The sequence below is a fragment of the Pseudomonas sp. NY15374 genome (assembly GCF_048068255.1).
GTDB classification, from domain to species: Bacteria; Pseudomonadota; Gammaproteobacteria; order Pseudomonadales; family Pseudomonadaceae; genus Aquipseudomonas; species Aquipseudomonas machongensis.
This window is the reverse complement of the sequence record NZ_JBLUPZ010000013.1, coordinates 1-14,171: the sequence shown is the minus strand read 5'-3', so window position 1 is coordinate 14,171 and position 14,171 is coordinate 1. Positions and strand designations below refer to the sequence as shown.

13 protein-coding genes are annotated in these 14,171 nt (G+C 64.1%); 4 read left to right on the top strand and 9 right to left on the bottom strand.

What is annotated here, in order from left to right; translation table 11 throughout:
* Positions 1–39: 39 nt before the first annotated feature.
* The 4 genes from ACNFHO_RS23165 to ACNFHO_RS23150 all read left to right on the top strand — a co-directional run bounded on the left by ACNFHO_RS23165 (position 40) and on the right by ACNFHO_RS23150 (position 3,831).
* Positions 40–567 (top strand): TRAP transporter small permease, encoded by a 528-nt coding sequence (locus tag ACNFHO_RS23165; protein WP_416767473.1) that lies wholly within the window; start codon positions 40–42, stop codon positions 565–567.
* A complete protein-coding gene (locus ACNFHO_RS23160) occupies positions 568–1,848 on the top strand; it encodes a TRAP transporter large permease (protein ID WP_416767472.1) in 1,281 nt (426 codons plus the stop codon).
* Between the two features lie 163 nt (positions 1,849–2,011).
* Complete coding sequence (locus ACNFHO_RS23155; protein ID WP_416767470.1) at positions 2,012–2,941, top strand: EamA family transporter; 930 nt, start codon at positions 2,012–2,014, stop codon at positions 2,939–2,941.
* A 26-nt stretch (positions 2,942–2,967) separates the two neighbouring features.
* Positions 2,968–3,831 (top strand): aldose 1-epimerase, encoded by an 864-nt coding sequence (locus tag ACNFHO_RS23150; RefSeq protein WP_416767469.1) that lies wholly within the window; start codon positions 2,968–2,970, stop codon positions 3,829–3,831.
* A 7-nt stretch (positions 3,832–3,838) separates the two neighbouring features.
* Here ACNFHO_RS23150 and ACNFHO_RS23145 read toward each other — a convergent pair whose 3' ends face one another.
* From ACNFHO_RS23145 to ACNFHO_RS23105, 9 genes are all read right to left on the bottom strand, one after another.
* Positions 3,839–4,735: a LysR family transcriptional regulator gene (locus ACNFHO_RS23145; protein ID WP_112897646.1), complete on the bottom strand. Its 897-nt coding sequence runs from the start codon at positions 4,733–4,735 to the stop codon at positions 3,839–3,841.
* A gap of 37 nt (positions 4,736–4,772) precedes the next feature.
* Positions 4,773–4,940 carry a hypothetical protein gene (locus tag ACNFHO_RS23140; protein WP_416767468.1) on the bottom strand — a complete coding sequence of 56 codons (168 nt, stop codon included), beginning with the start codon at positions 4,938–4,940 and terminating at the stop codon, positions 4,773–4,775.
* A gap of 22 nt (positions 4,941–4,962) precedes the next feature.
* The gene (locus ACNFHO_RS23135; RefSeq protein WP_054892945.1) at positions 4,963–5,592 is read right to left on the bottom strand and encodes a glutathione S-transferase family protein; all 630 of its coding nucleotides are present in this window, start codon (positions 5,590–5,592) and stop codon (positions 4,963–4,965) included.
* Between the two features lie 273 nt (positions 5,593–5,865).
* Positions 5,866–6,420: a UPF0149 family protein gene (locus tag ACNFHO_RS23130; RefSeq protein WP_054892946.1), complete on the bottom strand. Its 555-nt coding sequence runs from the start codon at positions 6,418–6,420 to the stop codon at positions 5,866–5,868.
* 151 nt (positions 6,421–6,571) lie between these two features.
* Positions 6,572–8,215, bottom strand: a complete 1,644-nt coding sequence (locus ACNFHO_RS23125; protein ID WP_054892947.1) for an acetolactate synthase large subunit — start codon at positions 8,213–8,215, stop codon at positions 6,572–6,574.
* A 48-nt stretch (positions 8,216–8,263) separates the two neighbouring features.
* Positions 8,264–8,992, bottom strand: coding sequence for a transporter substrate-binding domain-containing protein (locus ACNFHO_RS23120; RefSeq protein WP_416767465.1), 729 nt, complete (start codon positions 8,990–8,992; stop codon positions 8,264–8,266).
* Positions 8,993–9,091: 99 nt separating this feature from the next.
* A complete protein-coding gene (locus ACNFHO_RS23115; protein WP_416767464.1) occupies positions 9,092–10,144 on the bottom strand; it encodes a lactonase family protein in 1,053 nt (350 codons plus the stop codon).
* 113 nt (positions 10,145–10,257) lie between these two features.
* Positions 10,258–12,915 (bottom strand): aconitate hydratase AcnA, encoded by a 2,658-nt coding sequence (acnA, locus tag ACNFHO_RS23110; protein ID WP_416767463.1) that lies wholly within the window; start codon positions 12,913–12,915, stop codon positions 10,258–10,260.
* A 145-nt stretch (positions 12,916–13,060) separates the two neighbouring features.
* Positions 13,061–13,954, bottom strand: coding sequence for a LysR family transcriptional regulator (locus tag ACNFHO_RS23105; RefSeq protein ID WP_112897641.1), 894 nt, complete (start codon positions 13,952–13,954; stop codon positions 13,061–13,063).
* Positions 13,955–14,171: the final 217 nt, after the last annotated feature.

Here is a 14,171-nt window from a genome sequence, read left to right as displayed (position 1 = left end):
CAGCACGGTGCCCGCCGTGCCGCCGCCTTGGTGATGCCCATGAAAACGTTTTTCCTGCGCCTGAACGACAGGCTCTACAGCAGCTGCATCTGGATCGCTGGCCTGTCGATCCTGACCATGTCGCTGATCATTCCCTGGGGCATCTTCGCCCGTTACGTACTCGGCGCCGGCTCCAGTTGGCCGGAGCCGGTCGCGATCCTGCTGATGGTGGTGTTCACCTTCGTCGGCGCCGCCGCCAGCTACCGCGCCGGCGCACACATGGCGGTGGCGATGCTCACCGATCGCCTGCCCGCGCCACTGCGCCAGCTGGTTGGCGTGCTGGTGCAGGTGCTGATGATCGTGGTGTGCCTGTTCATGACCTGGTACGGCACCAAGCTGTGCATCACGACGTGGAACCAGTTTCTGGCCTCGCTGCCGGGTGTGCGGGTGGGCATGACCTATGCGCCGATCCCGGTGGGCGGCGTGCTGACCTTGATCTTCGTGCTGGAAAAACTCGTGCTGGGCGATCAGAGCAACCGCAAGGTGGTGCGCTTCGACCTGGTGGAAGAAAGCGAAGGAGCGGCATAAATGGATGCGTTCATTCTGTTGGGCAGTTTCACCGCGCTCATCCTGCTGGGCATGCCGGTGGCTTATGCCCTGGGGCTCTCTGCACTGATCGGTGCCTGGTGGATCGACATTCCGCTGCAGGCGATGATGATCCAGGTGGCGAGCGGGGTTAACAAGTTCTCGCTGCTGGCCATTCCGTTCTTCGTGCTGGCCGGTGCGATCATGGCCGAGGGCGGCATGTCGCGGCGCCTGGTGGCGTTTGCCGGGGTGCTGGTGGGCTTCGTGCGTGGCGGGCTGTCGCTGGTCAATATCATGGCCTCGACCTTCTTCGGCGCGATTTCCGGCTCCTCGGTGGCCGACACGGCCTCGGTCGGTTCGGTGCTGATCCCGGAGATGGAGCGCAAGGGCTATCCGCGTGAATTCTCCACGGCGGTGACCGTCAGCGGCTCGGTGCAGGCACTGCTCACCCCACCAAGCCACAACTCGGTGCTCTATTCGCTGGCCGCAGGCGGCACGGTATCGATCGCCTCGCTGTTCATGGCCGGGGTGATGCCTGGCCTGCTGCTCAGCGCGGTGATGATGGGCCTGTGCCTGTTGTTCGCCAAGAAGCGCAACTACCCCAAGGGCGAAGTGATCCCGATGCGCCAGGCGCTGAAGATCGCCGGTGAAGCGCTCTGGGGCCTGATGGCCATGGTGATCATCCTCGGCGGCATTCTCTCGGGCGTGTTCACCGCCACCGAGTCGGCGGCCGTGGCGGTGGTGTGGTCGTTCTTCGTGACCATGTTCATCTACCGCGACTACAAGTGGCGCGACCTGCCCAAGCTGATGCATCGCACGGTGCGGACCATCTCCATCGTGATGATCCTGATCGGCTTCGCAGCCAGCTTCGGCTATGTGATGACGCTGATGCAGATCCCGTCGAAGATCACCACCGCGTTCCTGACCCTGTCGGACAACCGCTACGTGATCCTGATGTGCATCAACTTCATGCTCCTGCTGCTGGGCACGGTGATGGACATGGCGCCGCTGATTCTGATCCTCACCCCGATCCTGCTGCCGGTGATCACCGGCATCGGCGTGGACCCTGTGCACTTCGGCATGATCATGCTGGTCAACCTCGGTATCGGCCTGATCACCCCGCCGGTGGGGGCGGTACTGTTCGTCGGCTCGGCGATCGGCAAGGTCAGTATCGAGTCGACGGTCAAGGCGCTGCTGCCGTTCTACCTGGCGCTGTTCCTGGTGCTGATGGCGGTGACCTACATCCCTGCCATCTCGCTGTGGTTGCCAAGCGTGGTGCTGTAAGTTCGCGGACAGCCGCTCTATCCCGGTGTGAGCGGCGGTTCGGCGCCCCGACTTGTCCCGCGATTACCGGCAGAGCGGGTGCCATGCAGTGCGGTGTCCTTGGCGTAGGCCCCCGCTTCTGCAAGCCCCCACTGTCGACCTCTTTTGCAAATGGACCCTGCACATGGCTGTTCCCGCGTCACCTTCCCTCTTCCCACGCAAGCTGGCCATCGCCCTCCTGGCGCTGCTGGCCTGCTCGTTCGCCGGCAACCATATCGCCGCACGCATCGCCTTCGATGACGGCACCGGCGTGCTGCTGGCGATCCTCTGCCGCTCGGGCATCACCTTCCTGGCCCTGGCCAGCCTCGTGCTCTGGCAACGCCAGGCCCTGGGGCTGCCCAGCGGCACCCGGCGCTGGCAATTGCTGCTGGGGCTGCTGATCGCCACCCAGAGCCTGTGCCTGTACTCGGCGGTGGCGCGCATCCCGGTGGCGTTGGCACTGCTGGTGGGCAACACCTTCCCGATCCTGCTGGCACTGCTCAACTGGGCGCTCAACGGCATACGTCCAACCGGGCGCACAGTGATGTTCATGGCCCTGATCCTCTGCGGCCTGGTGCTGGCCCTGAATGTGCCGGGACGCCTGGCCGACAGTGGCACGAGCAATCCGCACTGGACCCTCGGGGTCAGCCTGGCCTTCTGCGCCGCCTGCGTATTCGCCTGTGCGTTGTGGATCACCGACAACAAGCTGGCCGCTGTGCATGGCCCGGTCCGCAGCCTGCTGACCTTGCTGATCGTGTTCGCCAGCATGCTGGTGGCAGGCGCTGGTGGTTGGGTGCCGGCGGGGCTGTCGTTGCCGGGCAGCGCAGGAGGATGGATGGCCCTGGCCAGCCTGGTGGTGCTGTACGGGGTGGCATTCACCCTGCTGTTCGTTTGCGTGCCACGGCTGAACATGGCGCAGAACGCGCCAGTGATGAACATCGAACCGATCGCCACCCTGCTGCTGGGATGGGCCCTGCTCGACCAACAGTTGAGAGGCCTGCAACTGCTCGGGGGGGCGGTGGTGGTCAGTGGCATCGTGCTGCTGACGTACCGCCGTCAGCCCGCGGCGAAATGATCACGGCCCTGCCGGAGAACAGCGCAATGACCGAACTGCACCTGCAGGACCGCCTGACCCGCCTCACCCTGGCCCCCGCGCTGGGCGCCAGCCTGGTCAACTGGCAGGTCAAGGCCACCGGCCAGGCGTTGTTGCGCCACAGCGACGCCGCAGCACGCGCCAGCGGCTCACCCCGGCGCCTGGCCTGCTATCCGCTGGTGCCCTGGTCCAATCGCATCGCCGCTGGCGGCTTCGCCCGCCCGGACGGCTGGCAGACCCTGACCGCGAACACCGACCACGATCCCTACCCGATCCACGGCAGCGCCTGGCAGCAGCCGTGGCGCGTGGAGCACCACAGCCAGCGGCGAGCACGGCTGGTCCTCGACAGCCAGCAGCCCTTCGCCTACCAGGCAATGCTGGATGTGCACCTGCACGAGGGGCGTCTTGACCTGGAGCTGCACGTCACTCACCTTGCCGCTCAGGCGACCTGGCACGGGCTGGGCCTGCATCCGTACTTTCCGCGGTATCCGGACACCCGCCTGCAGGCGTCCGCCAGCCAGGTGTGGCTTGGCGAGACCGGTGAGCTGCCATCACGGCTGGCGCCCATTCCGCAGGCCTGGCGCTTCGACAGCCCCGGCCACCTGCCACCGACTCAGATCGATCACGCCTTCGCAGGCTGGACAGGCACGTGCACCATCGAACAACCCGACGCGGGTTATCGCCTGGAATGCCAGGCCACCGGCGCCGAGCACTTTCTGTTGTTCTGTCCGCAGGATTGCGACTTCTTCTGCTTCGAGCCGGTCAGCCACCCGATCAACGCCCATCACCTGCCCGGGCGCCCGGGGCTGCGCTTGCTGCAACAAGGTGAGCAGACCAGCCTGGGGTTGCGCCTGCGTTATCTGCCAGGCTGACGGACAGTCAGTCCAGGCCCTTGGCGCGCACGTCGGCGGCGAGCATGTCGATGAACGCGCGCACCTTGGCCGAGCCGTACTTGCTCTCGCGGTGCAGGATATGGATGGGCCAGGGCGCCTCCTCGAAATCGGCGAGCACCACCTGCAGGCGACCGCTGGCGACCTCCTCGACCACTTGGTACGACAGCAGCCGGGCGATACCCAGGCCTGCGCATGCTGCGGCAATGGCACCGTCGTTGCTGGTCACGGTCAGGCGCGGCTTCATGCGCACCATGGTCGGCTCGTCGGTCACCCCGAAGCGCCAGCCTGCACGTGGCGACAGGTTGGTGGTGGCGATCACCACATGCTCGTGCAGTTCGGAGGGGTGAGTCGGTACGCCGTGCCTGGCAAGGTAATCGGGCGAGGCGCAGAGCATGCGCCTGACCTTGCCCACACGCAGGGCCTTGAGCCCGGAGTCAGGCAACTGGCCGATGCGCACTGCCACATCCATGCCCTCCTCGACCATGTTCACCACCCGATCGAGGAAGTAGGCCGACACGTCAACCTCAGGGTACTGCTGCAAGTAACGCACGATGCTGGGCATGACGAACTTCTTGCCGAACAGGATCGGCGCGGTCACCGCCAGTTCGCCCTTGGGCGTGGCGTTGACACCGGCAGCCGCCTCGTTGGCCTCGGCGATACTGGCGAGGATGCTGCGGCAGTCTTCCAGATAACGGCCACCGGCCTCGGTAAGGCGCACGCTGCGGGTGGTGCGCAGCAGCAGCTTGACCCCCAGGCGCTCTTCGAGGGCGCTGACCGCACGGGTCACCGCAGCGGGCGACATGTCCAGCCGCCGTGCCGCGCCAGCGAAGCTTTCCAGCTCGCCGACGGCGACGAATACCTTCATCAGGTGGATGTGGTCCATGCCCTGCCCTTCTGCCTGGAAACGATGTGCGATTATTTCAGCAGCCGGGGCGAATGAGTAGGTCGGGATGAGTGATGACCTGCGGCAGCAGGTAACTGGCCTCACACTCTGCACAGGGCAGCGCCGGGACATCGAGCGTGTCGATATCAGGGCAGCTGTCCCCAGGCCACGCGGCATACTGCTCGAGCGGTTCGACGACGTTCATCACTCATCTCCTCTCGCGTGGATCAGGCCTCGGCCTGTAGCCCTACCGCAGTGCGCGGCATCGCCACGAAACCGTCCAGTGCCTCGATCCGTGCCAGCCACGCTCGCACATTCGGGTAGGCCTCCAGCGACACGTTGCCTTCCGGCGCATGGGCGATATAGGAGTAGTTGGCGACGTCGGCGATGCTCGGCTCGCTGCCGGTGAGGAACGGCGTCTTGCCGAGCTCAGCGTCCAGCACCTTGAGCAGGTTGTGGGCACGACCGATGACTTCGTCGGCATTGAAGCCTGCACCGAACACGGTGATCAGCCGGGCAGCGGCAGGTCCGAAGGCGACGGGGCCGGCGGCGATGGACAGCCAGCGTTGTACACGGGCTTCACCGGCAGCGTCCTGGGGCAACCAGCGGCCCTGGCCATAGGTCTTGGCCAGGTAGACGAGGATGGCGTTGGAGTCGCCGATGACGGTGCCATTGTCGTCGATCACAGGCACCTGCCCGAACGGGTTGAGGGCCAGGAACTCAGGCTTTTTCTGCTCGCCCTTGGCCAGGTCGACGAAGATGACTTCCGGCTGCAGCTTGAGCAGCGACAGCATCAGCAGGGCGCGATGAGCGTGGCCGGACTTGGGGAAGTGATAGAGCTTGATAGGGTTGGACATGGTCTGGACTCCGGTTCAAAGGGTTGAGGTCTGAGCGCCGGTATCCAAGAGTGGCGCTGCTGGAGTGAATCCTGCACCTGTTCGCCGTTCAACAGAATCCGTGTGGCCAGCAATCCATAATTTCGCTGACCGGAATAATACAAGCTTTGCGCTGCCTAAAACCCGGTGGGAGCGGGCTTGCCCGCGAAGCAGCCGCGGCAATACATGGCAGCGGTAGCAGGTCGATGGCCACCGGTTGCTCTGAGTCTCGACTTCGCCATGAAGCGCCAGTGATCAGTTGCGTATCAGCTTCTGATAGCGATACAGACCGCGGGCCGCCTCGATCACGCCTGGCACGCAGGCCTGATGTTCGTCGAAGCTCATCGCATCGAGCAGCTCGAAATTGTCTTCCAGGCCATGCAGGGAAATGGCCTTGAGCAGGGCGTCCTGCTGCGCTGGCAACTCGCTCCACTCGGCAACCTGGGTGCCGCGCATGTAGCCGAAACACCACTCTTCGAGAATGATCGCTGGCCCTTCCTCACCCTCGCTTTCCTCGAACAGCGGCTCGAAGCCGTCGAGGTTCTCGGCCAACTGCTCGGCGACCTGGTCGGCGTAGCGCAGCATAAGCGCAGTGTAGGCTTCCTCGTGGGCGGGCTTCTTGAACTTGGGCACCTTGCCGCCGGCAACGGCTGGCAGCCATTGCTCGGGATTTACGCTGACAGGGGAGCTGGCCAGCGCAGTGAAGAAACCGTTGAGCTCGGCGAGGTTGAGTACCGAGTAATCGTTGCCGTAGGTGATCAGGAGGTCTTCGAGGCGGTGGAGTTCTTTTTCGCTGAGCGGCGGGAGCATGGTGCGGGTGTCCTGTAAAGCGGATGTGCGTGCACCCTAGCACAGGGAAAAATAAGGTGAAGCGTTTGTTGCCCACCACAATGCAATCGCGGGCAAGCCCGCTTCCCCAACCTGCTGGGAAGCCGACTTGCCCGCGAAGACACCTCAGGCCTTACACCGCCAGCGCGCGCTCACGCAGCTCGCTGTTGAGAATGCGGTCGTTCTCGCTGTAGTCGACCGGGCAGTCGATCACATGCACGCCTGGGGTCTTGATGCAGTGCTCGAGCAGCGGCAGCAGGCCTTCGGCGCTTTCCACGCGGTGGCCATTGGCGCCGTAGGCTTCGGCGTACTTGACGAAGTCCGGGTTGCCGTAGTCCAGGCCGAAGTCGGTGAAGCCCATGTTGGCCTGCTTCCAGCGGATCATGCCGTAGCCGTCGTCACGCAGGATCACCACGGTGATGTGCATGCCCAGACGTACGGCGGTTTCCAGCTCTTGGCTGTTCATCATGAAGCCACCGTCGCCGCACACCGAGATCACCGGGCGTTCCGGGTACACCAGGTGCGAAGCCATCGCCGACGGCAGACCGGCGCCCATGGTCGCCAGGGCGTTGTCCAGCAGCACGGTGTTGGGCTTGTGCGCCTTGTAGTTGCGGGCGAACCAGATCTTGTAGATGCCGTTGTCCAGCGCGACGATGCCTTCGGAGGGCAGCACGCGACGGATGTCGGCAACCAGGCGCTGCGGGTAGACCGGGAAGCGGTCGTCGTCGGCACCTTCGGCGATCTGCGCCTCGTTGGCTTCACGGATCGCCATCAGGCGGGTGAAGTCCCAGTGCGAGGTGTCGGTCAGCGCTTCACTGATCTGCCACACGGCGTTGGCGATGTCGCCGATCACTTCGACCTGCGGGAAGTACACGGCATCGACTTCGGCGGAGCGGAAGCTGATGTGAATGACCTCGGTGCCGCCACGGACCATGAAGAATGGCGGCTTCTCGATCACGTCGTGGCCGATGTTGATGATCAGGTCAGCGGCTTCGACAGCGCGGTGTACGAAGTCACCGGACGACAGCGCCGCGTTGCCCAGGAAGCGCGGGTGGCGCTCGTCGACCACGCCTTTACCCATCTGCGTGGTGATGAACGGGATGCCGGTCTTGTCGATCAGTTGCTTGAGGACCTTGGCGGTCATCTTGCGGTTGGCACCTGCACCGATTACCAGAATCGGGTTGCGGGCGTTCTGCAGTTTCTGCACGGCGGCTTCGATGGCCACGTGCTCGGCCAACGGGCGGCGGTGCAGGCTGCGCGGGATCGGCAGCGCGTCGGTCTGCTCGGCAGCGATGTCTTCAGGCAGTTCCAGGTGCACGGCACCGGGCTTTTCTTCTTCGGCCAGGCGGAAGGCTTCACGCATGCGCGCCGGGATGTTGTCGGCCGAGGCGAACTGGTGGGTGTACTTGGTGATGGGGTCCATCATGCCGCACACGTCGATGATCTGGAAACGGCCCTGCTTGGACTTCTTGATCGGCTTCTGGCCGGTAATCATCATCATCGGCATGCCGCCCAGATACGCGTAGGCGCTGGCGGTCACCAGGTTGGTCGCACCAGGGCCCAGGGTCGACAGGCTGACGCCGGTCTTGCCGGTCAGGCGACCATAGGTGGCGGCCATGAAGCCTGCGGATTGCTCGTGGCGGGTCAGTACCAGCTTGATCTTCGACTTGCGCAGGGATTCGAGCAGGTCGAGGTTCTCCTCGCCGGGAATGCCGAACACATACTCGACACCTTCGTTTTCCAGGCATTGCACAACGACATCGGCGGCCTTGGCCATCTTGCTTGTTACCTCAATTGATTGGACGTGGGTGGAGTCCAGGGACGGTCAGCGCGGTGCGCTGACATCGGTCTGTCCGGTGGCCAGCAAAGCCCCCCGAACAAAGCCTTGACGCAGGCAACGCTCGACAAAGTCACGTACGAATGCAGCCGAATTGTCGCAGCCCCTCGGAACAGCCATGGCCTGACGGATCGCGGTGAACGCACCGTCAAGCACACGGTAGCGTGGATCAGTGTCGGCGACCTTCTGCAAAGGCTGGCGCACACCCGCGGCGGCGTCGAGGTTTTCTTCGACAAACAGATCGATGGCTGCGGCGGAGGTGTCGGCGCGGCACAGTTCGGCATGCTGCAAGGTGCGGCTGAGGTAGAGGTCGTAGGCCGCGCCTTTGCCGACGGCCAGGCGCAAGCCGGTTTGGTCGAGTTCGTCGACGTGCTGGAAGGGGGCGTCTTTCCTGACCAGGTAGGTGCCCTCGATCAGCACGTAGGGCTCGCTGAAGGCGATCTGCGCCTCGCGCACCGGTTCGATGGCGAGGAAAGCCAAGGTCCAGGCGCCCTCCTCCAGCGCGGCGAATACCTTGCCCGCGGCGTCGAAGTTGCGCATCTCAAGGCGCACGCCCAGTTCTTCAGCCAACTGCCTGGCCAGGGCGACCGAGACGCCCTGGGGCTCGCCATCAGGGCCGCGTTGGGCGAGGACCGGGTTGCCGTAGTTGATGGCAGCACGCAGGACACCATCGGGGGCGAGTTCTTCGAGGACGGCCTTGGGGATAGTGAGAGTCATTGGAACTCCGCTGGGCTATGAGTGGGACTGATGATTACAGCGACTGGCTGTGGGACCGGGCTTGCCCGCGAAAAGGCCCTCACCGATCCAGGAATCAGCTCAGGCAGAAAAGACCATGCACACCGGGCTGCCGGTGGACACCGAGAAACCGGTCTGGCGCAACCTCCCCTGCTCGGGATCGACGGCGAAAGCCACGATGCTGTCACTGTCTTCGTTGAGCGCAAAGAGGAACCGCTGATTGGGAGTGAGGGCGAAGAAGCGTGGGGTCTTGCCGCCACTGGGCTGCACTTCGATCAGGCTCAGCAGGCCGCTGGCGACATCGACCGCATACACGGCAAGGCTGTCATAGCCGCGGTTGGAGGCGTAGACGAAGCGACCGCTGCAATCGATCTCGATCTCCGAGGCACGGCTGTTGCCGGTGTAGCTCGACGGAAGCGACGGGAGTATCTGCAACGGCTGCAGTGCCCCGCTGTGGGGGTCGAAGCGGTAGGTGGTGACGGTCGAATCCAATTCATTGATCACATAGGCGAACGACGCCTTCGGGTGCAGCGCGACATGACGCGGGCCGGCACCTTCACGGGTAGTGACGAAAGGCTGCTCGGCGGGATGCAGCCGGCCGTTGTCGAAGCGAAAACTGAATATCCGATCCAGCCCCTTGTCCGGCACCAGGACGAACTGGCCCGTGGCATCGAAGAGGTTGAAGTGCGGCTTGGCAAAGGGCTGCTCGATGCGGTGTGGGCCGATCGGGCCCTCGAGCTCGAGCAACTGGTTGAGGGTGCCGAGGCGGCCGTCCTGTTCGACATTGAGCACGGCAAGCGTGCCCGTGATGTGGTTCGAGACCACCAGGAAGCGCTCGCTCGGGTCCAATGCCAGGTGCACCGGGTTCTTGCCTTCGCAACGCTGCCGGTTGAGGAACGTGAGTCGACCAGTGGCCTTGTCGACGGTGAAGGCGCTGACCTCGTCGAGGTCGCCATGCACCGTGTAGAGCCGGTCCCCGGCTCGATTCAGCGCCAGGAAGGACGGGTTGACCAGGTCGCCGAAGACCTGGACCTGCTCCAGGCTGCCGTTGGCCTGATCGAGGCGGTAGACGGTGATGCCATCGCCGCGGGCGTTGCGCTCCCGGGTGGTGCGCGAACCGACATAGGCGTACATAGGGGTCGTTCTCCCAGTTGCGGATAGGTGGATCACCTGGCTGGCTGCCCATGGTCAGGGACGCGGAGCTGCCAGGCAAGTCCGCGCCCTGTTCAACCGTTCGTGCCGGGGCCTCAGCCGCGGGTGCGTTGCACCACCTTGCGGATGACGTAGGGCAGCACACCGCCATTGCTGAGGTAGCGGATCTCCTGCTGCGAGTCGAACCGTGCGATGAGCTCGGCCTCATCGACACCGCCATCGACGCGGCGCACCTGCAGGCGGATACGGTTGTCACCGACCCTCAGTTCGTCGAGGCCGATGAAGTCGAATTGCTCGCTGCCGTCGAGCTGCAGGTCTTCGACACCCCGCCCTGCCGGGAACAGCAACGGCAGCACACCCATGCCGATCAAGTTGCTGCGGTGGATACGCTCGATGCTGCGCGCCACCACGGCTCGCACGCCGAGCAATGCCTGGGCCTTGGCCGCCCAATCGCGACTGGAGCCCGCGCCGTAGTTGATACCGGCGAACACCACCATGGGGGTACCGGCATAGCTCTGCGCGGCTTCGTAAAGCGGCAGGCACTGACTGTGGTCGGCATTCCAGGCCCAGGCGCCGACGCCTGGGTGGGTGTCACCGAGCAGACGGTTTTTCACCGACGTGTTGGTGAAGGCACCGCGCAGCATGACTTCGTGGTTGCTGCGCCGGGTCGAATACTGATTGAGGTCCTGTGGTTGTTCGCCGCGAGCCAGCAGCCACTGGCCAGCCAGGCTACTGGCGGGAATGGCGCCGGCCGGAGAGATATGGTCGGTGGTGACGTTGTCCCCCAGCACTATCAACGTGCGGGCGTTCTCGATTGCCAGGCTCGCCTTGGGTTCGGCCTGGATATCGGCCAGGTACTGCGGGCGGCGCAGGTAGGTCGAGCGCGCATCCCAGGGGAACTGCACGCTGCCCTCGGCCGAAAGGGCCTGCCAATGATGGGTGCCGTCCCACACCGTGGCCAGGCGCTGCTGGAAGAACTCGGGCTTGACCACCTGGGCCACCAGCGCCTGCACTTCGTCATCGGGGGGCATCAGGTCGTGCAGGTGAACCGGGTTACCGGCGCTATCCTGACCGAGCGGTTCGCGGGTCAGGTCGATATCGATGCGCCCGGCAATGGCGAAGGCGATGCACAGTGCAGGCGACGCCAGGTAGCCTGCAGGTACCTTGGGGTTTACCCGACCTTCGAAGTTGCGGTTGCCCGAAAGCACCACCACCCCCTTCAGGCCTTGATCGGCAAAGGCCTCGACATGCGCCTCGAGCTTGCCGGAGTTGCCGATGCAGGTCATGCAACCGAACCCGGCCAGGTCGAAACCCAGGGCGGAGAAGTCTTGCAGCAAGTCGGCTTCGCTCAGGTAATCAGCCACCACCTGCGAACCGGGCGACAGCGAGGTCTTCACCCAAGGCTTGCGCTTGAGCCCCAAGTGCCGCGCGCGACGGGCCAGCAGACCGGCCTGGATCATCTGCGCGGGGTTGGCGGTGTTGGTGCAACTGGTGATGGCCGAGAGCACTACGGCGCCATGGTCGATGGCCTCGCCGAAGCTGGGCTCGAGGTAGCGATTACCGATCAGCTCGCTTGCGCCCAGCACCTGTTCACGGAACGACTCACCGGCGCGCGACAGCGGCTGACGCTGGTGCGGCTGGTAGGGGCCTGCGACGCTGGGCTCGATACTGGCAAGGTCGAGCTCGATCAGTTCGTCGAACTCAGGCTCCGGCAGGTCGTCGCGGCGATAGAGCCCCTGCACCTGCAGGTAGGTGGCGGCCTGCAGGCACAGCTCGGCGGAGCGACCGCTGAGCTTGAGGTAATCGAGGGTCTGGTCATCGAAGGGGAAGAACACGACGGTGGCGCCATACTCGGGCGCCATGTTCGATACGGTGCTACGCGCAGCCCAGCCGAGGTTCGATAGACCCGGGCCTGTGAACTCGACGAACTTGCCCACCACCGAGCGCTGACGCAGGATCTCGGCCACGTGCAGCGACAGGTCGGTGGCGGTCACCCCGGGGCGCAGGGCGTTGCTGACGCGAATACCGATAACCTGAGGGAAGTTGATCGGCACCGGCTCCCCCACCATCGCCGCCTGCCCTTCCAGGCCGCCGACACCCCAGCCTAGCACGCCGATGGCGTTGATCATCGGCGTGTGGCTGTCGGTGGCGACCATGTCGTCAGGGTGCAGCAAACGCTGACCCTCGGCGGTGCGGGTTTCCCACACCACCTTGGCCAGGGCCTCCATGTTCATCTGGTGGATGATGCCTGTACCCGGTGGAATGACAGCGAAATTGTCCAGGCTCTTCTGCGCCCATTTGATGAAGCGATAGCGCTCGCTGTTGCGACGAAAATCGATCTCGAGGTTCTGCTCCACCGCATCGGCTTGTGCGTAGTGTTCGACGATCACCGAATGGTCGATGGTCAGCACCGCAGGAATCAGCGGGTTCATCGCCGCGGGGTCACCGCCGAGCTCGGCGACCACATCACGCATTCCAGCAAAATCGGCCAAGGCCGGCAGGCACGTGGTGTCGTGAAACATCAGGCGGTTGGGCTGAAATGGCACCTCGCAGTCCGGGCCATCGCCGATGGCGCGGGCAAGCACGGCGTCCAGCGCCTCGGGAGCGCAGCGCGCCACGTTCTCAAGAAGGATGCGGATGGCGTAGGGCAGGCGTTGCAATTGGGTGGGAGCCAGCAGTTTCTTGAGATCGAGGTAGGTGAAGTGATCCTGGTCGATCTGCAGCGGGGTCATCAGGTGGGCATTGTCGATCATGCGTGTCGCTCGGCTTCTTGTCGTTGTCATGTCGTCGTCCAGGCGACGACGCTGCAGGTCGGCCAATGCTAGGCGCTGGAGCGCGGAGTGAAAATTGATCGATTGCCACGTCAGCGTTCTCCATCGGAGAACGCTCGAAGGGATGTTATGGCTGGGAGGGTGCGCGCAGGTGATCGATGAAGGTCTTGAGCGTCGGCGAGGCGACCTCGTACTTCTTGAATACCAGCAGCAATGAACGATGGGCCCAGGGCTCCGACAAGGTCACACGCTTGAGGCGATGGCTGCGCACGTAGGGCTCAACCGCGCTACGCGGCAGAACGGTAATACCTAGGCCATTGGCGACCATGCGACACATGCAGTCGAAGCTGCTGATACGGATGCGTAGCTTGAGCGGTTGCCCCATTGTTTTGGCCTGTTCGGTGAGCAGGCTGTGCAGGGTACTGTCCAGGTGCGGGCCGACGAACTCATACGCCAGGACCTCGCTGAAGTGCACGGTGCGGCGCTTGGCCAGATCGTGTTCTGCCGGCACCACCAACACCAATTCATCGTGCCGGTAAGGCAGGGTTTCAAGCCCCAGAGGGGCGGTGTGCGAGGAGATGATACCGAGGTCGGCGTGATCGTCGGCGACAGCGCGGACGACCGCCGAGCCAATACCTTCCTCGATATCGAACTTGATCTGTGGGTAACGCTGGGCGAAGCCAGCCATGTCCTGGGGCAGGAACTGCGACAGCGCCGAAGTGATGGCGTGGATGCGGATATGACCCTTGACCCCTGCGGCGAACTCGCTGAGTTCGTTGTCCAGCTGCGCCATGGTCTGTTTGAGCTGACGGGCGTAATAGAGCAGGGACTGGCCGGCAGGCGTCAACTCGACACCGCGCGCGTTGCGAATCAGAAGCGGCGACCCGATCTGAGCCTCAAGTTCGCTGATGCGCTTGCTGATCGCCGAGACTGCCAGGTGCTTGATACCGGCAGCGCGCGTCAGATTACGCTCCTGGGCGACAGTGATGAACAGGTCCAGGCTGGTGAGGTCGTAGCGCATGCGGGCCGGGTCAGGGAGGAATAGAGGTGCACCATACCCTGTAGAGGCAGGCTTGTCCCGTGGCGTGCGTGGTGTCGGCGTGGGGGAGCGATGCGACCTGGCGAACGCCAGAAAGACAAAACCCCTACCTGCTCGCGCAGATAGGGGTTTTGCGAAATGAATCTTGACGATGACCTACTCTCACATGGGGAAACCCCACACTACCATCGGCGATGCA

Excerpts from the sequence above, each read along its gene's own strand:
- ACNFHO_RS23165 (WP_416767473.1), top strand. The coding sequence starts at position 40 with ATGAAAACGTTTTTCCTGCGCCTGAACGACAGGCTCTACAGCAGCTGC.
- ACNFHO_RS23160 (WP_416767472.1), top strand. The coding sequence starts at position 568 with ATGGATGCGTTCATTCTGTTGGGCAGTTTCACCGCGCTCATCCTGCTG.
- ACNFHO_RS23155 (WP_416767470.1), top strand. The coding sequence starts at position 2,012 with ATGGCTGTTCCCGCGTCACCTTCCCTCTTCCCACGCAAGCTGGCCATC.
- ACNFHO_RS23150 (WP_416767469.1), top strand. The coding sequence starts at position 2,968 with ATGACCGAACTGCACCTGCAGGACCGCCTGACCCGCCTCACCCTGGCC.
- ACNFHO_RS23145 (WP_112897646.1), bottom strand. The coding sequence starts at position 4,735 with ATGGACCACATCCACCTGATGAAGGTATTCGTCGCCGTCGGCGAGCTG.
- ACNFHO_RS23140 (WP_416767468.1), bottom strand. The coding sequence starts at position 4,940 with ATGAACGTCGTCGAACCGCTCGAGCAGTATGCCGCGTGGCCTGGGGAC.
- ACNFHO_RS23135 (WP_054892945.1), bottom strand. The coding sequence starts at position 5,592 with ATGTCCAACCCTATCAAGCTCTATCACTTCCCCAAGTCCGGCCACGCT.
- ACNFHO_RS23130 (WP_054892946.1), bottom strand. The coding sequence starts at position 6,420 with ATGCTCCCGCCGCTCAGCGAAAAAGAACTCCACCGCCTCGAAGACCTC.
- ACNFHO_RS23125 (WP_054892947.1), bottom strand. The coding sequence starts at position 8,215 with ATGGCCAAGGCCGCCGATGTCGTTGTGCAATGCCTGGAAAACGAAGGT.
- ACNFHO_RS23120 (WP_416767465.1), bottom strand. The coding sequence starts at position 8,992 with ATGACTCTCACTATCCCCAAGGCCGTCCTCGAAGAACTCGCCCCCGAT.
- ACNFHO_RS23115 (WP_416767464.1), bottom strand. The coding sequence starts at position 10,144 with ATGTACGCCTATGTCGGTTCGCGCACCACCCGGGAGCGCAACGCCCGC.
- acnA (WP_416767463.1), bottom strand. The coding sequence starts at position 12,915 with ATGATCGACAATGCCCACCTGATGACCCCGCTGCAGATCGACCAGGAT.
- ACNFHO_RS23105 (WP_112897641.1), bottom strand. The coding sequence starts at position 13,954 with ATGCGCTACGACCTCACCAGCCTGGACCTGTTCATCACTGTCGCCCAG.